This is a genomic window from Citricoccus sp. CH26A, from assembly GCF_000224415.1.
Lineage (GTDB): Bacteria > Actinomycetota > Actinomycetes > Actinomycetales > Micrococcaceae > Citricoccus.
In genome coordinates this window covers 1-21,468 of sequence record NZ_AFXQ01000006.1, presented here as the reverse complement: position 1 = coordinate 21,468, position 21,468 = coordinate 1, and the positions used below count along the sequence as shown (strand labels likewise).

Below are 21,468 nucleotides of genomic sequence, written 5' to 3'. Positions count from 1 at the left end.
CTCTCGCCGTGGTCCAGCGCAGGCAGAAGTGGGTGGTGGGGCTCAGGCCCCGGTCGGCACGGCGGCGAAGGCGCCCCGGTACCGGGCGGCCGGGTGCGTCTGGGGCAGGCGGTCCCGGCCGAAGAGCTTCTGGCGCAGGGTGCCCGGTGCGTACTCGGACTGCGCCAGGCCGCGCTCGCGCAGCACGGGCAGGACCTGGTCCGCGAACTCCTCGAAGGAGCCGGGGATCACCCAGTTGATGACGTTGATGCCGTCCACGCCGGCGTCCTGCCATTCCTGGAGCCGGTCCGCGATCTGCTCGGGGGTACCGACCAGGCGGTTGTTGCGGTGGCTGCGCCAGGCGACGTCGGCGACCACGGGCTCGCGGTCCGTGATGGCCTTGGAGGTCCACTCGGAGAAGCCCTTCTGGGTGTTGGTCTCCAGGTCCTTCAACGGGGTCTCGGGCGGGTAGACGCGGCCGTCCGGGTCGACCAGGGCGGCGTGGGCCAGGTAGCCCTCCACGGAGGCGTACTCCTCGTACTCGACCAGCTTGCGCCGGGCCTGCTGCTCCGTCTCGCCGATGACGAAGCTCAGGCCCTGGAAGAACTTGATGTCCTCCGGTGCCCGGCCGGCCTCGACGGCGCGGCGGCGGGTGTCCTCGATCTGCTGGCGCGCGATGTCCGGGGTCGCCGCGATGAGGAACACGGCCTCGGCGTTGCGGGCGGCGAAGTCCCGGCCGGAGGCGGAGGATCCCGCCTGGTACAGCAGCGGCGTCCGCTGCGGGGACGGTGAGGGCAGGTGCGGGCCCTCCACCGAGTAGCGCCGGCCCTCATGGTGGATCTTGTGGACCTTCGCCGGGTCCGAGTACCGGGAGCCCTGCCGGTCCTTGACGACCGCTCCCTCGTCCCACGAGCCCTCCCAGAGCTTGTAGGCGACGTCCACGTACTCCTCGGCCCAGGCGTAGCGCTCGGCGTGGTCGGTCAGCCGCGGCAGGCCGAAGTTGCGTGAACCGTTGTCCTGGGTCCCGGTGACGATGTTCCAGGCGATCCGGCCGTTCGAGATGTGGTCGAGCGTGGAGAGCTGGCGGGCGAACTGGAACGGGTGGGACTGGAAGACGTTGGAGGTGGTGGCCAGGCCCAGGTGCTCGGTCACCACGGCCAGCGCGCCGAGCAGCACGGTCGGGTCGTTGGAGGGGATCTGCAGGCCCTCGTTGACGTACACGGAGTAGTCGGCGTCCGCGTCGCCGTAGTGGCCGACGACGTCCGCGAAGAACATGGCGTCGAACCTCGCGGCCTCGAGGGTGCGGGCCAGGTCGATCCAGGTGCGGACGTCGGTGAACTCGGTCTGCCCGGCGTCGGGGCGACGCCACTGACCGTGGTGGATGTGACTGGTGGTGTTCATGACGAACGCGTTGAAGTGCAGGGGCGTGCGGGCGATGGGGGCCATGGTGTCTCTTCCCGGTCGGTGGCACTCCGGGGATGCCCGGAACGCACCGGGGCGCGCGCAGGCGGCCTCGATGCACCGGGCGGGGTGCCGTACTTGCCGGTCACGGGTGCGTGCCGGCCGAATCATCACCTGGAGCACCCCACTACAGCGAGAGGGTTGCTGTCCGGTCAGCCAGGGCTTATGGCCGGATCTCGTGATTCCGTTACCGAGCGTAGACCCCGGTGCCGGTCCCGCCAAGGGATCCGCCGGTATCGGTTAACGTCCCGTCATCCCCGGGCGGGGTGAGGGCCACCGGGTCCTTCCATGACGCTGGAGTGACATACGGCGACATCTGCGCGGGTCCGGGCACGCGAGGGCCCCCGCCGTGCGGTGCACGACGGGGGCCGGTGGCGCAGGGCCGGACCGTGGGTCAGGCGGAACCGATGCGGTAGGACCGGGACGGCGGGGTGGCGTTGACCTCCCACTCGCCGATGATCCGCGCGCGGTAGATGAGCGGATTGTGGCTGGCCAGCACGCGTGCGTTGCGCCAGTGCCGGTCCAGCCCCCTCGCCTGGCTGGTGGCGGAGGCGCCGCCCACCTCGAACAGCTGGGTCGCGGCGGCCAGCACGTTCCGGGCGATCACCTGCTGGGCCTGGTAGACGCGCACGTAGAGGGCGTTCACGTCCTCCTCCGGCAGCACCTCCCCGGCGGCCTCCCGCCCGAGGACACCGCCCAGGGCCGCCACCACGGAGTCGAGGGCGGCGCGGGCCGCGAAGGCCGCGGAGGACAGGTCGCCGACCACCTGGAGCACCTGGGCGTCGTCGCGGGGCAGTTCGGTCACGCCGTGGCTGAAGGACCGGCGCCGGCCCCGCACGTAGTCCCCGGCATCCCGCACGATCGCCTGGGCGATACCGGTCAGGGTGGCCAGGTGCAGGAACTGCCAGGAGGCCTGGCCGGTGGCCACACGGGTGCCGTCGTCCAGGCCGGAGGTGTAGACCTCCTCCGGGTCCACCGGGGTGTTGTCGAACACCGTGGTCCCCGAGGCCGTGAGCTGCTGGCCGAAGCCGTCCCAGTCGTCCAGGAGCCGGACCCCGGGGGCGTTCGCGGACACGGTCGCGGCGATCTCCTCACCGCGGGCGTCGACCGCCGCCACGATGATCCAGTCCGCGTACAGGGACCCGGTGGAGTAGTACTTGGTGCCGTTGAGCCGCCAGGTGCCCTCGGCGTCCTGCACCAGCCGGGTCGTCCCCTCCCCCACCGCGTTGTTGACCTCGGTGATGGCGTTGCCGACGACGGCCCCCGCACCGAGGCGGCGCAGCCACCGGTCCCGCAGCACCGGGTCCGGGTGGCCCAGGATGTTCTCCTGGTTGATCAGGTGGGCACGCAGCGCCTGGGCCAGGTTGGAGTCCGCGGCGGCGAGCTCCACGATCAGCTCCGCGGACTGGGCGAAGCCCAGACCGGCGCCGCCGTACTCCACCGGCACGCGCAACGAGGTGAAACCGGCCTCGGCGAGCGCGCGGACGGCGTCGCGGTCGATGATCCGGTCGGCCTCCCGTGCGGCGGCGCTCGCGGCGATGGAGCGGAGGACGGGGGCCAGCCGTTCCCGCACCTCGGCGAACCGTGCGGCGGACTGCCCACCCGCCCCGTCCGGGGACGCGGCGGTGGTCGGGGCCTGTCGTTCTGGCGTCGTGGTCATCATGCTCCTTCGGTGGTGGATACGGTGGGCGTTCCCGCGCCGGCGGCCGTGGCGCCGGCCCGCGGGTCGGAGTTGCGGGCGGTGGAGTGGAACGGTGGGACGGTGCCGTTGATCCGGTAGTCCCCGACCGCCTGGGTGCGGTAGATCAGCGGGGTGTGGCTGGCGACGGTGCGGGCGTTCAGCCAGTGCCGGTGCAGGTGCCGCGAGGCGTCCGTGGCGGAGGCGCCGCCGGACTCGAAGATCTGGTTCGTGGCCTCGAGGATCAGCTCCGAGACCACGACGGTGGCCTCGGACAGGGCGACGTTGGCGCGGGTGTGGGCGTCCAGCACCACCGGGTCCTCGAGGTCCAGGTGGCCGCGCACGCTTCGGTAGGAGTCCTCGACGACGGCGGCGGCACCGGTCACGATGTGCCGGGCGGCGGAGACCTTGGCGGAGACGGAGCCGATGACCTGGTGGACCAGCGGGTCCTCGGCAGGGGTCTCGGCGGCGGCGTGGTCGTAGGTGCGCCGGCGAGCGCGCACGAAGTCCGTGATCGAGGACAGCGCCGCCACGCCGATGCCGGCCTGCGTGGCGGCCAGCACGACCCACAGCACCGCATAGGCCAGCACGCCGGTGGGGACGTTGAACTCCTGGGTCCGGTGCGCCCGCACGGGGACGTCGTCGAAGGTGGTGGTGCCGGAGGCGGTGAGTCGCTGTCCGAAGCCGTTCCAGTCATCGGTGCGCGTCACGCCCCGGTCCCTGGCGTCCACGACGGCGAAGATCGGTCCCTCGTCCTCGCGGCCGGGCCGGGTGGCCGTCACCAGCAGGTAGTCGGCGAAGACGGCACCGGTGGAGTAGAACTTGTCCCCCGTGATCTCCGCGATCTCGGTGTCCCCGACCGCGGCGGCCGCCTGGGCGGTGTCCGGGTCCGCATCGACCCAGCGCACGGGACGCCGGCCCGCGGAGGGTGGCAACTCGACGAGGGCGTTGCCGAAGATCCTCCCCGCGGCCACCTCGGCGAGCCACCACTCCGACACGGGCCCCTGGGACTCGTTCTGGTGCTGCTCGGTGAACATGAAGTGCCCGTGCAGGGCCTGCGGCAGGTTCGAGTCCGCGGCGGCCAGGTCCACCAGCAGCCCGGCGAGCTGGGGAAGGCTCGCCCCGATCCCCCCGCGGTCGCGGGCGAGGCGGACCCGGGTGAATCCCGAGCCGCGCAGGTGCTCGATGGCGGCGAAGGCCAGTTCGTGGTCCTGCTCGCGCTGGTGGGCCCCTTCGGCGATGAGCCGGAAGACGGGGGCGAAGTGCTCGCTGAGCTGGGCGTCCGTGGGTGGTGCCCCGGCGGTGGCGGCCCTCAGCTCCTCGAAGCGGGGCAGTCCGGCCCGGGGGGCGTCACCGGGGACTGGGGTGTCCTGCGGGGTGGCGGTGTGGGTCACGATGGAGCCTTCCGGTCATCCGTGGCACCCGGGGCCCGTGCGGGCCGCGCGGGGGATGCCCGGCCCGCGGCCGCGCGTGGTGTCCCCCGAGGTGGTGCCGTACTTGCCCGCAGCGGTCGCGTACGGGCCGAATCATCACCTGGAGCACCCCACTACGGAGGAGAGGGTTGCCGTCCGGCCAGCCAGGGCTTGGCACCGGATCTCGTGATTCTGCAGCCACCGTAGGCCGCGGCCTGCGCCGGTCCAACCGTCGGGGTCATGTTTCGCCACCGCGGGTCACATAGCCCGCCCGTCCCGCTCGCGCGCCCCGTGGATGACGCCCGATGACGTCGTCAGGACATCGGTACCGGGTGACGTCCCCGAGGCGGCATCCTCGTCGCGGGGTGGGAGACGCCCCTCCGGCGTGGGCGGTCCACCGCCCCTCGGTGAGGGCTCAGCCCACCGCCGGGGCGCCGTCCCCGTCCTGCAGCGCTCGCAGGGTGTTCTTGCGGATCTTGCCGGTGGCGGTGCGCGGCAGCTCCTGCACGAACTCGACCCGGTCCGGGACCTTGAACCCGGCCAGGCCCTGCCGGCAGTGGGCCCGCAACTCCTCGGCGGTGACCTGCGCACCGGCCTCGGTCACCACGAACGCCACCGGGCGCTCACCCCACCGGTCGTCCTGCACGCCCACCACGGCCACGTCGGAGACCTTCGGGTGGGCGTGCAGCACGCCCTCCACCTCGATGGAGGAGATGTTCTCCCCGCCGGAGATGATGATGTCCTTGGCCCGGTCCATCAGCTGGATGTAGCCGTCCGGATGCATCACCCCCAGGTCACCGGTGTGGTACCAGCCGCCCCGGAAGGCCTCCGCGGTGGCCTCGGGATTCTTGAAGTACTCCTTCATCACGCCGTTGCCGCGCAGCACCACCTCGCCGAGGGTCTCGCCGTCGGCGGGCACCCGGTTCAGGTCAGCGTCCATGACGGCCACCTCCCCGGCGTGCACCATGGGCACGCCCTGCCGGGCCATCAGCCGTGCCCGCTCGGCGGCGGGCAGCCGTGCCCACGCCGGCTGCGGCTCGCAGATGGTGAACGGGCCGTAGACCTCGGTCAGCCCGTAGACGTGCACGGGCGTGATGTTCAGCGACTCCAGTGCCTCGATCACCGACGGCGGCGGTGCGGCCCCCGCGGTGGTCATCCGCAGTTCCCGGTCCAGGGGACGGGCGCGCTCGGACTCGTGGATCATGGCGCACACGATCGGCGCCCCGCACAGGTGGGTGATGCCCTCGTGGTCGAACGCGTCCCAGATGGCGTCCTGACGCACGGCCCGCAGGCAGACGTGGGTGCCCGCCGCGGACGTCACGGCCCACGGGGTGCACCAGCCGTTGCAGTGGAACATCGGCAGGGTCCACAGGTAGCGCGTGGCCCCGGTGTAGCCGTTGTGGAACACCGCACCCTCGGCCGCCAGGTACGCGCCGCGGTGGGTGTAGAGCGCGCCCTTGGGCGGTCCGGTGGTGCCGGAGGTGTAGTTCAGGGTGATCGGCGCGTGTTCGTCCGCCACCCGCCAGGGCAGGTCGGGGCCGGCCGGCCCCTGGGCGAGGAAGTCCTCGTAGGTGAGCGAGCCGGCGTCGGCGTCCACCGGGCCGGCGTGCCCGGCCTCCGGGTCCACGATCTCGACCACCAGGGGGGCCTGCGGGAGGTTTCCGACGACGTCGCGCACCGTGGCGACGACGTCACCGTCCGCGAACACGACCCGGGCCTCGGAGTGCTCCAGGATATAGGCCAGTTCCCGGGCGGTCAGCCGCGGGTTGAGCGGGCTGAGCACGCCCCCGGCCAGGGGCACGGCGAAGTGGGCCATGAGCATGGCCGGGATGTTCGGGGCGATCACCGTGACCGTCTCACCCGGCTGGATCCGTGCCCGCACGGCCCGGGCCAGCTGCTGGACCTCCGCGGCGAACTCGCGGTACGTGGAGCGGCGGGCCCCGTAGACCACGGCCTCGCGGTCCGGGAACACGGCGGCGGCCCGGCCCAGGAATCCCAGGGGCGTGAGGGGTTCGGTGGAGGCGGAGTGGACGTCTGCCGGGGCGGCGGGCGCGGGGCCCGGCTGGGCCTGTGGCGAATGCTGCGTCATGGCGGGCTGTGTCATGGAGGTGATCCTCTCAGGCGAAGGCGGAGACGCCGGTCAGGTCGCGGCCGATGATCAGGGCCTGGACGGTCTCGGTGCCCTCGTAGGTGTGCAGGGCCTCGATGTCGGCGAAGTGCCGGCCGACCTCGTGGCGGATGAGGATGCCGTTGCCTCCCAGCAGGTCCCGGGCGTCCTGGGCGATGGACCGTGCGGCCCGGGTGGCGGAGTACTTGGCCAGGGACGCCTGGGGTCCGGTGAGGGTGCCGCGGTCCTCCAGTTGCGCGGCCCGCAGCACGAGCAGCTGGACCTGGGTGAGCTGGGAGAGCATCCGGGCCAGGCGCTCCTGGACGATCTGGGAGGCGGCGAGCGGGCGGCCGAACTGCCGGCGCTGCTGCACGTACTGCAGGGCGCCCTCGAAGCAGCCCAGGGCCTGGCCGACGGCGGACCAGGCCACGCCCACGCGGGTGGAGAACAGCACGCGCGAGGTGTCGCGGAAGGAGGTCGCGTCCGGCATCACGTGGTCCTCGGGGACGAACACCCCGTCGAGGGTGATGTCCGCCTGGTGGATGGCGCGCAGGGCGATCTTGCCCTCGATGACACCGGCCCGGTACCCCTCGGACTCCTGCGGGACGATGAAGCCGCGGACCTTCTCGTCCTCGGTGGAGCGGGCCCAGACCACGGTGATGCCTCCGCTGGCACCGTTGCCGATCCACTTCTTGTGGCCGTTGAGCAGCCAGCCGCCGGCGGTGGGCGTGGCCGTGGTCTCCAGGCCGACGGCGTCGGAGCCGTGCGTGGGCTCGGTCAGCGCGAAGGAGCCGAGCAGCTCGCCACGGGCCAGGGGCGTCAGGTACCGCTGCTTCTGCTCCTCGGAGCCGCACAGTTCGATGGACCGCATGGCCAGCCCGCCCTGCACGGCCACGACCGTGGCCAGGGAGCCGTCCCCGCGGGAGAGCTCCATGGTGGCCAGGCCCGCGGCCACCCGGGAGACCTCCGGCAGCCCCTCCACCGCCACGCCGTCGCGCAGCAGGTCCATCCGGCCCATCTGCTCGACCAGGTCCAGCGGGTACTGCGCCAGGTCCCACGCCCGGTGCATCTGCTGCAGCACCTGGGGGGTGACGAACTGGCGGGCCCGGCGCCAGAGCGCCAGTTCCTCGTCCGGCAGGTCGGCGAAGACCGCGTAGGCGTCGGTGTCCAGCGCGGCGCTGACCTCGTAGTCGGGCTCCGCGGTGGGAAGCTGCGGGCGATCGGTGGGTGCCGACACGTCGGACTGGGTGGTCATGGGGGCCTCCGGAGACGTTCAGGGTGATGCCCACCACTATCCGATGACACCCAGTCTCATGTCAAGAGACGCAGTATCATGAGCACATGGACCAGCGCACCGCCCCGCAGACCCTGACCGCCCTGCTGCGCCTGCTGGACGCCCAGGGCTGGGACGGCACCACCGTGGACGAACTGGCCCGCGAGGCCGGGATGAGCCGGGCCACCTTCTTCCGGACGTTCGGCGGCAAGGAGGACGTGGTCTTCGCCGACCACACGGACATGCTCGCCCGGCTCGAGGACTTCCTGGCCGGCACCGACCATGACACCGCCTCGGCCCTGCGCGAGGGGTTGCTGCTGGTCTTCCGCCATCACCTGGAGGATGCCGACCGCACCATGACCCGCCATCGGCTGCTGCGCCAGTCACAGGCCCTGCGCAACCGGGAGCTGCTGACCTCGCACCGCTACGAGGCGGTGTTCCGCCACTGGCTGGCCGACCGCCTGGCAGCCACGGGCGCCCTCGGGGACGAGGCCGACGTCGGGCCCCTCTCGGCGGCACTGGCCGGAGCCTGCGTGGCCCTGCACAACTCCTACCTGCGCCGGTGGCTGCGCGAACGGGACGACACCCTGCGGGAGGAGTTCTCGGCGCAGGCCGGGCAGCTCATCCGCGTGCTGCTGCAGGGCTACCGGGAGCCGGCGGCCGCCGCCGAGGCGCCGGCGCAGCGACCCGTCGCCGTCGTGACGGTGGTCGGGCAGCACGCGGACACCGAGGAGATCGTGGACGCGGTGCGCCGGGCACTGGGCTGAGGCCGTGCGGCACCCCGGCCCGGGCCGGGGTCAGGCGTAGGCCGGCTCGGCCCGCTTGACCCGGCCGATCACCCACATGGTCACCGGGGACAGCACGATCTCGACGACCGACTTGAACACGAAGCCGACCACCACGTAGTTGAGGAACGTCGGCACGTCCGTGATGCCGATGACCCCCGCGGCGATCGAGCAGAACACGAGGGTGTCCAGGAACTCTCCGACGAGCGTGGAGGCAGCGATGCGCCCGAACAGCTGTCGCTCCCCCGCCCGGCGCTTCAGCCGGACCATGAGCCAGGAGTTCGCCAGCTGGCCGACGAGGAAGCCGAGCAGGGAGGCCAGCACGATCAGGGGGACGGGGGCCAGGGTGCGCACGAGGGCGTCCTGGCCGTCGTACCACTCGGCACCGGGCAGGGCGATGATCACCCAGTAGCAGCCGGCGGCGAAGACCGAGAGGGCGAAGGTCGTGATGATGGCCCGTCGCGAGGCCCGGAAGCCGTACACCTCGGAGACGACGTCACCGATGATGTAGGCCAGCGGGAACAGGAAGAAACCGCCGTCCGTGACGATCGGCCCGAAGGTCACGCCCTTGGAGGCCCCGATGTTGGACAGGATCAGCACGGTGGCCATCACGGCGGTGAAGACGGCGTACAGGCCGGTGCCGGTGGGGGCGAAGCGGGCCGCGGTTCCCGACGGCGGCGCGCCCCGAGGCCGGTCGGGCGCCGGCGCGCCGCCGGACTGGCCGTCGGGCCGATCCTCCGGCCAGGCGGCAGGGTGGACAGGATGGTGGTCTGCGGGGGTCATCGATTCCTCTGAGGTGGTGGTTCGCCTGGCGGACGGCCGGCTGTATTAGCACTCACGGTCCTCCGGACACGGCGGTCGACGGTCTCCACGACCCCGCACTCACCCGCTGCCCCGGGTGGCGTCGGAAGGACGGTCCATTGTTTCACAGCGGCCGGCGACGGCCCCGCGCGGGGGCCGGCCGGAGGCCGCCCCGGCCCCGGGGCGTCGCGGCCGGGACGCGCCTGGGCAGCGTCTACGCTCGGATCATGACGACACCCGGATGGCCCGCCCTCACTCCCCTGGTCCGCGAGCGCCGCTTCGGTGTCATCGACCGGCCACGGCTGGCCGAGCACCCGGCCTTCGCGGCCGCCTCGACGGTTGCGGTGGTGGGGTTGAGCCTCATCGACCCGCGCCGCCTGGACGGTGCCGCCCAGACGGCGTATCGCCTGGCGACCGCGGCCTTCACCGGTGGCTACGTGGCCGCCACCGTGCCGGTGGACCTGCCGGTGGGCACCGAGACGCGCGCCGCCGTCGGGACGGCCGCGGGCGGCCTGGCCCTGGGGCTGGCGGACCAGTTCGAGCGGCTCGACGGGCGGGTCTCCGACTGGCTGACCCAACGCGGGGTGAACCGCCCGCGCTGGGTGATGGCCGGACTGGGCGCGGCCGGCGCACTGGCCGGATACGCCTGGGACCGCGCCGAGGGGAGGCGGTGGCTGTCCGTCCTCGAGGCGGCCGGGGACACCGAGGCCGGGATGGACCTGCGGCCCGTGGCCCCCGAGGTGCGCGCGGTCCTCGAGGCACTGCTGGTCGACGGCGTGCCGGGCGTCGAGGCCCTGCGGCGGCAGCTGGACTCCGTCCGGGAGCAGTGGCAGGGCGAGGGGTTCTCCCCGGACGCCTGGTTCGAGGTGGAGGAGGACGCCCCGCGCATCGCCCCGCGGACCCAGGTGTGGCCCGTGGCCGGGCTCGTCCAGTGGGGCGGGGTCTGGTTCGAAGCCCGGCTGCAGGTCCACCAGGGCCGGCTCGAGTCGCTGTCCCTCACCGTCGCCGACGACCAGCGCGGCGGCGGACCCGACGAGGCGACCGCCTCCGGACTGCTGGACCGGTGGCCCCGGGTGGAGGAGCTGGAGATCGCGGTGGAGACCCCCGACCCGGTCCGCTGAGCCCGCGCGACGGTCGGTCGGCCCCGCAGGATCCGGGGCAGGTTCAGCGCAGGTGGGCGGGAGCGTCGGCCAGCGGACCGGCGCCGGCCAGATGCCGGGAGTTGTGGACGGTCATCAGGCGGATCTCCGCCTCGGAGTAGCCGTGCTCCAGCATCAGGTCCGCCACGATGGCCAGGCCGTCCTCGACCGGTGGGTTGAAGGGCTGGCCGAGGTCGGTGGAGATGACGGAATTCTCGATGCCGGCCCCGCGGATGTTGGCGTGCCAGGTGTCCCAGGAGACCTTCCCGGTCAGCGGGGTGGTGAGGCAGCGCTCGAGGAACACGCCCTGGGCGGCCAGCGACTGCTGCGCCTGCAACCCCATCCGCTGGGAGGTGAACTCGGGGTGGGTGATGATGATCCGCTCGACGCCAGCCGCCCGAGCCGCCGGGACGAGGGCGGCCGACTCGTCCTGGTGGAGGTGGCCGGTCGCCAGGACCATGGAGTGCTTGGCCATGACCTGGAGGACCTGGGCGGTCCGGGCGGTCGGGATGCCGGCGGGATCGAGGACCTGGACCGCCTCCGCCCTCATCCCGGCGTCCTCGAGGTCCTGCTGGAGCTGCGCCCACATGGGCGGGGTGGCCCCCTCGGGTTCCTCCGCCAGGCAGGAACGCTGGTTGTCCGAGTCCACGGTGGGGAACCAGACGACCCTCGCCCCGCCACGGCCGGCGATCTCGACCGCCACCGGGTTCATGCCGCCCACCGAGGCGTTCAGCGTGATCGCGCCCAGGGCCTCCACCTCGGGGACGAGACGGCGCACGTGCTCGGCGCGCTCCGCCGTCGGGACGTAGTGGGACTTGATGACGAACCCCGCCAGGCCCAGGTCCCGGAAGCGCCCGGCCAGGGCGATGTCATCGATGCGGCGCGTCATGACGTCGGGCGCCACGTGGACGTGGAGGTCGTAGGCACCCCGGACCAGCTCCCGGGCCCGGGCCGAGGGGACGGGATGCTGGCTCATGGCACGAGCATAGACAGGGGCCGACTAGATTGCCAGCAAAGTTGTTGACAATACGAACCCCTATCGGGAGAGTTAATGTGATCCAGTTCATAGCCGACCATTCGGGAGAACGGCACTCATGACCTCCTCACCAGCCACTGCCTCGGGATCCTCGGCCTCGACCCGCCGGACCCCGACCCCGCACGAACGACGCAAGGTCCTGGGTGCCAGCTTCATCGGCACCGCGATCGAGTGGTACGACTTCTTCATCTACGGCTCTGCCGCCGCCCTGATCTTCGGGCCGCAGTTCTTCCCCTCCGAGGAACCCATCACCGGGACGCTGGCGGCGTTCGCGACCTTCGCCGTCGGCTTCATCGCCCGCCCGATCGGCGGGCTACTGGCCGGCCACTTCGGAGACCGGATCGGCCGGAAGAAGATGCTGCTGATCACCATGCTCGTCATGGGCGGGGCCACCGTGGGGATCGGCCTGCTGCCCAACTACGCCACGATCGGCGTGTGGGCACCGATCCTGCTGGTCCTGCTGCGCTTCACCCAGGGCCTCGGCGTCGGGGGTGAGTGGGGCGGGGCGGTGCTCATGGCCGTGGAATACGCGCCCCGCAAGCGCCGGGCCCTGTACGGCGCCTTCCCCCAGATGGGCCTGCCCGTGGGCATCATCGTGTCCAACCTGGTCTTCATCGTGGTGACGGCCTCGCTCGCCCCGGAGGCCTTCGCGGCCTGGGGCTGGCGGGTGCCGTTCCTGCTCTCGGCGGCGCTCATCCTCGTGGCGCTGTACCTGCGCTTCAGGGTGGAGGACTCCCCCGTCTTCCAGCAGACCCAGGAGCGCCAGGAGGTCGACCGCTTCCCGCTGGGCCGCCTATTCCGTGACCACGGTGGCACCACGGTGCTGGCCGGCCTGGCCTCTGCCGCGCCGCCGGCCATCGGCTACATCTACTCCGTGTACATGCTGGCCTACGGCACGAAGGCCCTGGGACTGCCCCAGCCCGCCATGCTGTGGCTGATCGTGGGCGGCGCGGTCATCCACCTCGCCACGGTCCTGCTCGGTGCGGTGCTGGCGGACCGGTTCGCCCAGAAGCCGGTGTTCGTCGCCGGTGCCGTCCTGGTCGTCGTCGGGGCCTTCCCCTTCTTCTGGCTCGTCGACACCGCCCAGCCGGTGCTCATCCTGCTCGGCTTCGCGCTGGTGCTGCTGGCCCAGTCCCTGATGGCCGGCCCGCAGGCCGCCCTGATCGCCGAGTTGTTCCCCGCGAACGTGCGGTACTCGGGGGCCTCCACGGCCTACCAGATCGGCTCCATCGTCGGTGGCGGCTTCGCCCCGCTCATCGCCACCAGCCTGTACGCCGCCTTCGGGGCCTCCTGGCCGATCTCGCTGTACATCCTCGTCCTGGGCGTCGTCGCCCTGGCGTGCATCCTGCCGCTGAGGACCGGACGGTATGACGCCTCGGCGGAGGCCGCCTGACCCCCACCCCCTCCCCTTCCACCAGGACCCGTCCTCCAGCCGGAGGGCGGGCCCTGGGCATGCGCCGCCCTTCCGCCAGGCGACAACCGGCGCGTGGACCAGCCCCATGGCAGACGCACGGCAGACGCACGGCGGCCCCGCGACCGGAGGGGTCGCGGGGCCGCCGTGGAGCTGCCTCAGGGACGGGTGCCGGTCAGACGGCCCCCACCTTGCGCCAGGACCCCTCGTAGTTCTCGCGGACCTCGGAGGAGTAGGGCACCGGGGAGACGGTCACGTTGACCTCGATCTGCCGGTGGCGTTCCACGGTGGTCTTGCCGGAGCCGCCGCCGGGCTCGCCCCACACGACCTTCAACCGGTCCCCGACCTGCACGCCCGGGTCCACCACCGCGAGGGAGAGCGCGGTGCGCTCGTTGAACGAGTACCCGGTGAACATGGACAGCCCCACCACCCTGCCGGACTCGTCCACCACGGCGTCGAAGTTGGACGAGCCGTAGTTGGCGTTGGGCAGGTCGAAGAACTTGTAGGGCAGCTCGCCCTTGCCGTACATCGAGGCGTGGATGCGCGCCATGTCCTCGTCATCCCAGGCCAGGGTGACCTTGTGGCGCTGGGCGGACGGGTCCATCTGCTCCAGGGCCTCGCGGCCGATGAAGTCGTGGTCGTACTTGATGAAATTGCCGTAGCCCAGCTCGAACGGGGTGGTGTAGTAGTCCTCGATGTCCTCGGAGACGAAGGAGCCGGCGATCGAATTCATCGCCTCGTAGGAGTCCTCCCCGAGCCACCGCCGGTACTCGGCGAGCATGCCGTCCCCGGAGTAGATGGCCGGCAGCGGGGACGGGATCCAGCCGGATTCCAGGGTGTTGGAGGAGTACGCCCGGGCGCCGACGGCGGTGAGGCCGAATTCCTCACCGGCCTCCATGAACACCTCGCGGACGCGGTCGTAGTCCTCGTAGGGGCCCCACAGCTCCAGCCCCGGGGCGCCGGCCATGCCGTGGCGCAACGTGCGCACCTGCGTGCCGCCGACGTTCATGGAGCTCATGTGGAAGAACTTCAGCTGCTCGACGGGTCCGCCGTTGACCTTCTCGATCACGTCCCACGCGCGGGGGCCCTGGATCTGCAGGCGCCAGAACTCGCGGGTGACGGCCTTGCCCATCGGGCGGGACGGCGAGCGCCGGTCCACGGTGAGTTCGACGTCGTAGCCACCGGTCTCGGCGTGGAAGGTGATCCAGTCCGTGACCGGGGCGCGGCCCACGTAGGTGTACTGGTCCTGCTCGTCATGGAACAGGATGCCGTCGCCGATGACGTGGCCGGCCGGGGTGACCGGGACGATCTGCTTGGCCCGGTTGACCGGGAAGTTCTCCAGTGAGTTGATGGCCACCGTGGACAGCAGCCGGTGGGCGTCCTTGCCCCGGATGATCAGGTTGTCCATGTGGTGGGTCTGGTCGAACATGACGGCGGAGTCGCGCCAGGCGCCCACCTCGTCGCGCCAGTTGGTGAACTCCGGGGCCACCACCGGGTAGATGTACGCGCCGGCCTTCACGTTGCGCATGTGGTCCACGGGGTTCCCCGCCGCGTCCAGCACGTCCTGCAGGGTCTTCTTCTCGGTCATGACTGTCTCCTCGCGTCGTCCGGCCGTCGGCAACGATCACCCGGCCGCCAATACCTCTCAGCATAGGTATTGCGGTGTGATCTGGGCAACACTCTTGTCAACGATCTGCGAGACCCCTTTAACGCCGAACGCCCCCGGCGCTCCCGAGGTCACCCCTGGTGCAGGGACCCACGGGGATCCACCAGGGGCGACGCCGGGACGCCGGGGGCGCTGGACGCCGGGAGCGGGAGGACGGGTCAGCCCACCTCAGCACTCCGGGATGTTGACGGCCACGTTCACGGCCAGGCCGCCGCGGGAGGTCTCCTTGTACTTGGACATCATGTCCCGTCCGGTCTCCCGCATGGTGTTGATCGCCTCGTCCAGGGTGACCCGGTGCGAACCGTCCCCCACCAGGGCAAGCCGGGCCGCGTTGATGGCCTTGACCGAGGCGATCGCGTTGCGCTCGATGCACGGGATCTGGACCAGTCCGGCGATCGGGTCGCAGGTCAGGCCCAGGTTGTGCTCCAGGCCGATCTCCGCCGCGTTCTCGACCTGCTCCGGCGTACCGCCGAGCACCGCGCACAGGCCGGCCGCCGCCATCGAGCAGGCCGAGCCGACCTCGCCCTGGCAGCCGACCTCCGCACCGGAGATCGAGGCGTTGCGCTTGAACAGCGTCCCGATCGCCCCGGCGGTGAGCAGGAAGTCCACGACGGCGTCGTCGTCGCACTCCCGGAACCGATCGAAGTAGTGCAGCACGGCGGGGATGATGCCCGCCGCCCCGTTGGTCGGGGCGGTGACCACCCGGCCGCCCGAGGCGTTCTCCTCGTTGACGGCCAGGGCGAACAGGTTGACCCACTCCATGGCCCAGAGGGTGTCCTTGTCATCCCCCGCGGCCTCCTGCTCCTGGAGCCGACGGAGCAACCCGGGTGCCCGGCGCCGGGCCTGCAGCCCACCGGGCAGGGTCTCCTCGGTGCGGCTGCACCCGTTCTCCACGCACTCCCTCATGACCGCCCACACGTGGAGCAGGGACGAACGGACCTCGTCCTCGCTGTGCCGGGTCAGTTCGTTGGCGAGCATCACCTCGGCGATGGACTTGCCGGACTCCCGGCATCGCTGCAGCAGCTCGGCCGCGTCGGCGAACGGGTACGGCTCCGGGTTGTCCTGGTCCTCCGGTTCCGGCGTGCCCAGGTCCTCGGCCGTCACCACGAAGCCGCCGCCCACGGAGTAGTACTCCTGCGAGGCGACCAGGCCACCGGCGGCGTCATACGCGGAGACGCGCATGCCGTTGGGGTGGCCCGGCAGGGACTGGCCGCGGTGCAGCACCACGTCCCGGTCCTTGTCGAAGTCGACCTCGTGGGTGCCGTCGAGGGCAAGCCGGCCGGTCTCGATCGCCTCGAGGACGACGCGCGGAGCCTCGTCCGCCTCGATCGTCTCGGGGTCCCGGCCGGCCAGCCCCAGCACGACTGCGGCATCCGAACCGTGCCCGATGCCCGTGGCCGCCAGGGAGCCGAACAGCTCTCCCTGGACCCGGGCCACGGACTCCAGCGTCCCGCTCTCCGCCAGGCCGCCCACGAAGATGCGGGCGGCACGCATGGGTCCCACGGTGTGGGACGACGACGGCCCCAGCCCGATGGAGAACAGGTCAAGCACGCTCAGGGTCACAGAACCTCCTCATGGCAGAACTCCTCGGCAGCGTCCAGCACCCAGCGTACGAGGTAGTCGGCGAAGGAGGCACGGGGGTAGACCCGGTATCCACTGTCCGCGTAGCGGTGCAGGACCACCGGCACCGGCCCGAGCTGAGTGGCGATGGCGGTGCCCACCCCGAACGACCGGGGGTGCAGGTCGGCGTGGCACCCCTTCTCCAGGACCTCGCGCACCCTCGGACCACGCAGGTCCAGGACGCTGCGGTTGGCCGAGAGGTCCACCGCCTGTCCGGGCAGGCCCTCCAGCGCGTCCTCCAGCTCGCGCCCCTCGCCGGGCACCTGCTCCCGGGAGACGTCCACGGCGAGGAACTCGTCCGGGGACAGCCACACCACGTGCAGGCCGTCCGGGTCTCCGGTGACCTGGCCGTGCCCGGTGGGCAGCGGCACCCCGAGCACGCCCTCCAACGCGGTGGCCGAGGCGGAGCCCGGCCGGGCGCGCAGCCCCAACTGCACCGGGAAGGCCAGCTCGCGCACGGCCACCGCGCCCTGGGAGCGTTCACCCACCTGGGCCATCTCGGCGGTCAGGTGTGCGGCCGGGGTCCGGCGGAGGCCTGCGGCCACCTGGCCGGATGCCTGGGACTGGTCGATCGTCATGGTGTTCTCAGCCATCGCGACGGCTCCCTTCAGGGTCAAACAGGACGGGTGAGGTGATCTCGACATCCACGGATCCGTCCCCGAGCGGGGACTTCACGATCTCGCCGAACCGGTTGCGGCCGTTGTCCACGAGGGCCAGGCCGAAAGGCCGGCCCAGGGCCGCCGAGTTGTAGGAGGAGGTGACGTGACCGATCATCGGGACCGGGCCGGCGTCGGGGGTGATGGGGGTGTCCGCGGCGACCAGCTGGGCGCCTTCCGCGAGCCGCGTGGTGCGGTCCACGGGCAGCACGCCCACCAGGTGCCGGCGGTCCTCCCGGGCCGTGTAGGGCCGGGAGTAGGAGCGCTTGCCCACGAAGTCCTTGAGCTTCGAGACGGCCCACTCCATACCGGCGTCCTGCGGGGTCACCGTGCCGTCGGTGTCCTGGCCGATGATGATGAGGCCCTTCTCGGCGCGCAGCACGTGCATGGTCTCGGTGCCGTACGGGGTGATGTCGAACTCCGCACCGGCCTCGGCCACGGCCTCCCACGTGGACAGCCCGTAGAACGCCTCGACGTTGATCTCGAAGGCGAGCTCGCCGGAGAACGAGATCCGGCAGATCCGCGCCGGGGTCCCGTTGGCCAGGGTGGTCTCGCGGAACGCCATGAACGGGAACGCCTCGTTGGAGACGTCCAGCTCCGGGGCCAGCTTCGCGACCACGGCGCGGGACTTCGGCCCCACGACGGCGATCGTGCTCCACTGCTCGGTCACCGAGGTGAACACCACGTCCAGTTCCGGCCACTCGGTCTGGTGCCATTCCTCGAGCCAGTCCAGCACCTTGGCGGCGCCACCGGTCGTGGTGGTCATGAAGAACCGGTCCTCGGCCAGGCGCATGGTCACGCCGTCGTCGAAGAGCATGCCGTCCGCGGTGCACATCAGTCCGTAGCGGCCCATGCCGACCTTCAGCTTCTTGAACCCGTTGGTGTAGATGCGGTTGAGGAACTCACCGGCGTCCGAGCCACGGATCTCGATCTTGCCCAGCGTGGTCCCGTCCATGAAGCCGACGGACTCGCGCACGGCGGCGCACTCGCGCAGCACGGCCGCGTCCATGTCCTCCCCGTCCTTCGGGAAGTACCAGGGCCGCTTCCACTGGCCCACGTCCTCGAACAGGGCCCCGTTCGCCACGTGCCACGGGTGGATCGAGGTGAGACGGGCGGGATCGAACAGCTCGCCGCGGCGGCGTCCGGCGACGGCGGCGAAGGCCACCGGCGTGAACGGAGCCCGGAAGGTGGTGTTGCCGACCTCGCCCAGGTCCGACTCGTTCAGGGCGGCGGCGATCACGCCGATCGCGTTGACCCCGGAGGTCTTGCCCTGGTCGTTCGCGGTGGAGATGGAGGTGTAGCGCTTGACGTGCTCCACCGAGCGCATCCCGGCCCCGGTGGCGCGCAGCACGTCGGCCACGGTCTGGTCTCGCTGCAGGTCCACGAAGTGGGTACGCCACTCCCGCGGCTCGCCCTCCAGGGCCGGCACCAGCCACAGCGAGCGCACCGATCCGTACTCCGACGACGGCGCCTCGGGCACCCGGACCGTGGCATCGAAACCGGTGTGCTCGGCGGCCAGGCCACCGGCCTGGGCCCCCTGGGACAGGGCGCCGGCCAGGGTGTACTCACCGGTGACCGCACCGGCCACGTGCTGGTCGGCGACCGGCGCGGACGGCACGAAGCCGGCGATCTCGGCGTTCCAGTGCAACCGGCCCTGGCGCTGGCTGTGCAGGTGGACCACCGGCGTGAACCCGCCGGCCACGGCGAGCAGGTCGGCCTCGAGGCGCTCGGGAGTGCCGGCGATGGCACCGGACTCGTCGATCCGGGCCACGGTGATGCCGCTGATGCGGCCGGCCGGGCCCTCGCCCTCTGTGTCCACCACCGCGGCGCCGAAGATGCCCCGTACGCCGGTGGCCTCGAGGACCTCCAGGGCGGTGGTCGAGGCATCCGGACGGGAGTCCACCACGGCGGCGACGCCGATGCCCGCGGCGTGCAGGTCCTGCACGAGGAGGTAGGCGGAGTCGTTGGTGGTGGCGACCGCCACGTTGGTGCCGGCGGCGGCCGCGTACCGGTTCAGGTAGCTGCGGACGGCACCGGCGAGCATGATGCCCGGGCGGTCGTTGTTGGCGAACACCAGCGGGCGCTCGTGGGCGCCGGTGGCCAGCACCACCTGGGAGGCGCGCACGTGCCAGATCCGCTGCCGGGACACGCCCGGGCGCTCGCGCGGCTCGAGGTGGTCGGTGCGGTGCTGGACGGCGACGACGAAGTTGGCGTCGTAGCTGCCGAAGGCGGTGGTGCGCGGCAGGTAGGTGAAGTCCTCCGCACCGGCCAGCTCCGTCAGGGTGTCCTGGGCCCACTGACGGGCGTCGACGCCGTCGATGGTCTCGTCCCGGCCGGACAGCAACGACCCGCCGGCCGTGGGCTGGTCGTCCATCAGGATGGTGCGCGCACCGGTCCGGGCGGCCTCGCGGGCCGCGGCCAGTCCGGCCGGGCCTGCGCCGACGACCAGCACGTCGGTGTGCACGTACTTGTGGTCGTAGACCGCCTCGTCGCGTCCCGGGTCGAGCGTGCCCAGGCCGGACAGGTACCCGGCCCGGAGACCCTCCGTGAGGCCCACCGTGGTCGCCGGCAGCATGGACTCGTCCACGTGACCGGGGAACCGGGCGGAGACCGTCACCAGGGCGTTGGGCTCCTCCACGCCGGCCGCGAGGATGCCGCGGGGCCGGCCGAGGTACATGGACGGGCCGCAGTCGAGGCGGCCGGCGGCCACGAGGGCGCTGGCGAGGGTGTCACCGTGGTGACCGGTGTAGTCCTGGCCGTCCACGGAGAAGGTGATGGTGCGGGTCCGGTCGATGGAATGACCGGGGGCCCGATCGGCGTCCAGTCGTGCGCTGCTCACAGGGTGCCTCCCGCGGGGCTCGAAGGGGTGTTGGAAGGGGTGGAGGGGCCGGCCGGCGCCGCGCCCGGGTGGGGGTCGGCGACGTCGGGCCGGGGCTCGCCGACGCGATAGGTGGTGGAGAACTCGTAGGTGTGGGTGTCACGCAGGGCGTTGAACCACTTGCGGCACCCGGCGGCGTGCTGCCAGCGCTCGGCGAACAGGCCCTTGGGGTTGTCCCGGTAGAAGAGGTACTCGGCCCAGCCACGGTCGTCCAGGCTGTGGGGATCCGCGGGGTAGGCGACGTGCGCCTGGCCCCCGTAGTGGAATTCGATCTCGTCTCGGGGGCCGCACTCTGGGCAGGGAATGGAAAGCATGTCGAAGGCTCCTGAAGCTGTCAGTGGGCCACGGCGGCGGCGCCGTGCTCGTCGATGAGGTGGCCGGTCTCGAAGCGGTCCAGCGCGAACGGTGCGTTCAGCGGGTGTGCCTCACCGGTGGCGATGGTGTGGGCGAAGGTGTAACCGGACGCCGGGGTGCCCTTGAACCCGCCCGTGCCCCAGCCACAGTTGACGTAGAGCTCGTCGATCGGGGTGTTGGACACGATGGGCGAGGCGTCGAAGGTCGTGTCCACGATGCCGCCCCAGGTGCGCAGCAGGTGCGCCCGGGCGAAGATCGGGAACAGCTCCACCGCCGCGGCCAGCTGCTCCTCCACCACGTGGAAGGCACCGCGCTGGCCGTAGCCGTTGTACGAGTCGATGCCCGCACCCATCACCAGTTCGCCCTTGTGCGCCTGGGAGACGTATACGTGCACGTGGTTGGACATCACCACGGTCGGGTGGACCGGCTCGAACAGCTCCGAGACCAGGGCCTGCAGCGGGTGCGAGGAGATCGGCAGGCGGAATCCCGCCAGGTCGGCCAGGACCGAGGAGTGGCCGGCGGCCGCCAGTCCCACCTTGCCGGCGTTGATGCGGCCACGGGTGGTCTCGACGCCGACGACGCGGTTGCCGTCCTTGACGAAACCGGTCACCTCGCAGTTCTGGATGATGTCCACGCCCATCTCGTCGCACTTGCGGGCGAAGGCCCAGGCCACGTGGTCGTGCTTGGCGATGCCGGCCCGGGGCTGGTAGGTGGCGCCCATGACCGGGTAGCGGATGTCGTCCCCGATGTTGATGATCGGGCACAGCTCCTTGACCTGCTTCGGGTCCAGCCATTCGGCGTCCACGCCGTTCAGGACGTTGGCGTTGACCCGTCGCTGGGACTCGCGCACGTCCTGGAGGGTGTGCGCCAGGTTCATCACGCCGCGCTGGGAGAACAGGAAGTCGTAGTCCAGCTCCTCGGGCAGGCCCTCCCACAGCTTCAGGGAGTGCTCGTAGATGGCGGCGGACTCATCCCACAGGTAGTTGGAGCGGATGATCGTGGTGTTGCGGGCCATGTTCCCGCCGGCCAGCCAGCCCCGTTCGAGGATGGCGATGTTGGTCATGCCGTGCCGGGAGGCGAGGTAGTACGCGGTGGCCAGTCCGTGGCCGCCGCCGCCGACGATCACGGCGTCATAGCTCTTCTTGGGCTCCGGGTTCCGCCAGAGGAAGTCCGGGTGCTCGGGCAGCAGGTCAGCCATGGTCAGGCTCCCAT

At 71.6% G+C, this 21,468-nt stretch carries 16 protein-coding genes and 2 riboswitches; of the genes, 3 read left to right on the top strand and 13 right to left on the bottom strand.

What is annotated here, in order from left to right:
- Positions 1-42 precede the first annotated feature (42 nt).
- From CITRI_RS0105470 to CITRI_RS0105450, 5 genes are all read right to left on the bottom strand, one after another.
- On the bottom strand, positions 43-1,425 hold the full coding sequence (locus tag CITRI_RS0105470) for an LLM class flavin-dependent oxidoreductase (protein WP_010143658.1): 1,383 nt from the start codon (positions 1,423-1,425) through the stop codon (positions 43-45).
- An 84-nt stretch (positions 1,426-1,509) separates the two neighbouring features.
- A riboswitch (SAM riboswitch) is annotated at positions 1,510-1,624 on the bottom strand.
- Positions 1,625-1,834: 210 nt separating this feature from the next.
- Entirely contained in the window at positions 1,835-3,100 is a 1,266-nt protein-coding gene (locus CITRI_RS0105465) for an acyl-CoA dehydrogenase family protein (protein WP_010143657.1), read from the bottom strand.
- Positions 3,100-4,512, bottom strand: coding sequence for a hypothetical protein (locus CITRI_RS16445; protein ID WP_010143656.1), 1,413 nt, complete (start codon positions 4,510-4,512; stop codon positions 3,100-3,102). The genes CITRI_RS0105465 and CITRI_RS16445 overlap by 1 nt, the downstream gene beginning before the upstream one ends.
- Before the next feature lie 94 nt (positions 4,513-4,606).
- Positions 4,607-4,722: riboswitch (SAM riboswitch) on the bottom strand.
- Between the two features lie 223 nt (positions 4,723-4,945).
- Positions 4,946-6,634, bottom strand: coding sequence for an AMP-binding protein (locus tag CITRI_RS0105455; RefSeq protein WP_237708995.1), 1,689 nt, complete (start codon positions 6,632-6,634; stop codon positions 4,946-4,948).
- A gap of 13 nt (positions 6,635-6,647) precedes the next feature.
- Positions 6,648-7,892, bottom strand: a complete 1,245-nt coding sequence (locus tag CITRI_RS0105450; protein ID WP_010143654.1) for an acyl-CoA dehydrogenase family protein — start codon at positions 7,890-7,892, stop codon at positions 6,648-6,650.
- Positions 7,893-7,978: 86 nt separating this feature from the next.
- On the opposite strand from CITRI_RS0105450, the gene CITRI_RS0105445 reads away from it, so the two are divergent.
- On the top strand, positions 7,979-8,677 hold the full coding sequence (locus tag CITRI_RS0105445; RefSeq protein ID WP_010143652.1) for a TetR/AcrR family transcriptional regulator: 699 nt from the start codon (positions 7,979-7,981) through the stop codon (positions 8,675-8,677).
- Positions 8,678-8,707: 30 nt separating this feature from the next.
- On the opposite strand, the gene CITRI_RS0105440 is transcribed toward CITRI_RS0105445, so the two are convergent.
- On the bottom strand, positions 8,708-9,478 hold the full coding sequence (locus CITRI_RS0105440; protein ID WP_010143651.1) for a queuosine precursor transporter: 771 nt from the start codon (positions 9,476-9,478) through the stop codon (positions 8,708-8,710).
- 245 nt (positions 9,479-9,723) lie between these two features.
- Between CITRI_RS0105440 and CITRI_RS0105435 the strand changes: the two genes are divergently transcribed.
- Positions 9,724-10,617: a hypothetical protein gene (locus CITRI_RS0105435; RefSeq protein WP_010143650.1), complete on the top strand. Its 894-nt coding sequence runs from the start codon at positions 9,724-9,726 to the stop codon at positions 10,615-10,617.
- A gap of 43 nt (positions 10,618-10,660) precedes the next feature.
- Here CITRI_RS0105435 and CITRI_RS0105430 read toward each other — a convergent pair whose 3' ends face one another.
- Positions 10,661-11,611: a DUF6282 family protein gene (locus CITRI_RS0105430; protein WP_010143649.1), complete on the bottom strand. Its 951-nt coding sequence runs from the start codon at positions 11,609-11,611 to the stop codon at positions 10,661-10,663.
- 118 nt (positions 11,612-11,729) lie between these two features.
- On the opposite strand from CITRI_RS0105430, the gene CITRI_RS0105425 reads away from it, so the two are divergent.
- Positions 11,730-13,064, top strand: a complete 1,335-nt coding sequence (locus CITRI_RS0105425) for an MFS transporter (protein WP_010143648.1) — start codon at positions 11,730-11,732, stop codon at positions 13,062-13,064.
- Positions 13,065-13,257: 193 nt separating this feature from the next.
- Here the strand turns inward: CITRI_RS0105425 and CITRI_RS0105420 are convergent, their stop codons facing one another.
- The 6 genes from CITRI_RS0105420 to CITRI_RS0105395 all read right to left on the bottom strand — a co-directional run bounded on the left by CITRI_RS0105420 (position 13,258) and on the right by CITRI_RS0105395 (position 21,454).
- A complete protein-coding gene (locus tag CITRI_RS0105420) occupies positions 13,258-14,670 on the bottom strand; it encodes an aminomethyltransferase family protein (protein ID WP_010143647.1) in 1,413 nt (470 codons plus the stop codon).
- A gap of 246 nt (positions 14,671-14,916) precedes the next feature.
- The gene (locus CITRI_RS0105415) at positions 14,917-16,311 is read right to left on the bottom strand and encodes an L-serine ammonia-lyase (protein WP_010143646.1); all 1,395 of its coding nucleotides are present in this window, start codon (positions 16,309-16,311) and stop codon (positions 14,917-14,919) included.
- Positions 16,308-16,961, bottom strand: a complete 654-nt coding sequence (locus CITRI_RS0105410) for a sarcosine oxidase subunit gamma (RefSeq protein WP_010143645.1) — start codon at positions 16,959-16,961, stop codon at positions 16,308-16,310. Before CITRI_RS0105410 ends, CITRI_RS0105415 begins: the two co-directional genes overlap by 4 nt.
- Positions 16,954-19,863, bottom strand: coding sequence for a sarcosine oxidase subunit alpha family protein (locus tag CITRI_RS0105405; protein ID WP_010143644.1), 2,910 nt, complete (start codon positions 19,861-19,863; stop codon positions 16,954-16,956). The genes CITRI_RS0105410 and CITRI_RS0105405 overlap by 8 nt, the downstream gene beginning before the upstream one ends.
- A complete protein-coding gene (locus CITRI_RS0105400; RefSeq protein WP_010143643.1) occupies positions 19,860-20,216 on the bottom strand; it encodes a sarcosine oxidase subunit delta in 357 nt (118 codons plus the stop codon). The genes CITRI_RS0105405 and CITRI_RS0105400 overlap by 4 nt, the downstream gene beginning before the upstream one ends.
- 20 nt (positions 20,217-20,236) lie before the next feature.
- Positions 20,237-21,454: a sarcosine oxidase subunit beta family protein gene (locus CITRI_RS0105395; protein ID WP_029139067.1), complete on the bottom strand. Its 1,218-nt coding sequence runs from the start codon at positions 21,452-21,454 to the stop codon at positions 20,237-20,239.
- Between the last annotated feature and the right edge of the window lie 14 nt (positions 21,455-21,468).

Bases quoted from the DNA above. Each gene is read 5' to 3' on its own strand.
- CITRI_RS0105470 (WP_010143658.1), bottom strand. From the start codon at position 1,425: ATGGCCCCCATCGCCCGCACGCCCCTGCACTTCAACGCGTTCGTCATG.
- CITRI_RS0105465 (WP_010143657.1), bottom strand. From the start codon at position 3,100: ATGACCACGACGCCAGAACGACAGGCCCCGACCACCGCCGCGTCCCCG.
- CITRI_RS0105455 (WP_237708995.1), bottom strand. From the start codon at position 6,634: ATGACACAGCCCGCCATGACGCAGCATTCGCCACAGGCCCAGCCGGGC.
- CITRI_RS0105450 (WP_010143654.1), bottom strand. From the start codon at position 7,892: ATGACCACCCAGTCCGACGTGTCGGCACCCACCGATCGCCCGCAGCTT.
- CITRI_RS0105445 (WP_010143652.1), top strand. From the start codon at position 7,979: ATGGACCAGCGCACCGCCCCGCAGACCCTGACCGCCCTGCTGCGCCTG.
- CITRI_RS0105440 (WP_010143651.1), bottom strand. From the start codon at position 9,478: ATGACCCCCGCAGACCACCATCCTGTCCACCCTGCCGCCTGGCCGGAG.
- CITRI_RS0105435 (WP_010143650.1), top strand. From the start codon at position 9,724: ATGACGACACCCGGATGGCCCGCCCTCACTCCCCTGGTCCGCGAGCGC.
- CITRI_RS0105430 (WP_010143649.1), bottom strand. From the start codon at position 11,611: ATGAGCCAGCATCCCGTCCCCTCGGCCCGGGCCCGGGAGCTGGTCCGG.
- CITRI_RS0105425 (WP_010143648.1), top strand. From the start codon at position 11,730: ATGACCTCCTCACCAGCCACTGCCTCGGGATCCTCGGCCTCGACCCGC.
- CITRI_RS0105420 (WP_010143647.1), bottom strand. From the start codon at position 14,670: ATGACCGAGAAGAAGACCCTGCAGGACGTGCTGGACGCGGCGGGGAAC.
- CITRI_RS0105410 (WP_010143645.1), bottom strand. From the start codon at position 16,961: ATGGCTGAGAACACCATGACGATCGACCAGTCCCAGGCATCCGGCCAG.
- CITRI_RS0105400 (WP_010143643.1), bottom strand. From the start codon at position 20,216: ATGCTTTCCATTCCCTGCCCAGAGTGCGGCCCCCGAGACGAGATCGAA.
- CITRI_RS0105395 (WP_029139067.1), bottom strand. From the start codon at position 21,454: ATGGCTGACCTGCTGCCCGAGCACCCGGACTTCCTCTGGCGGAACCCG.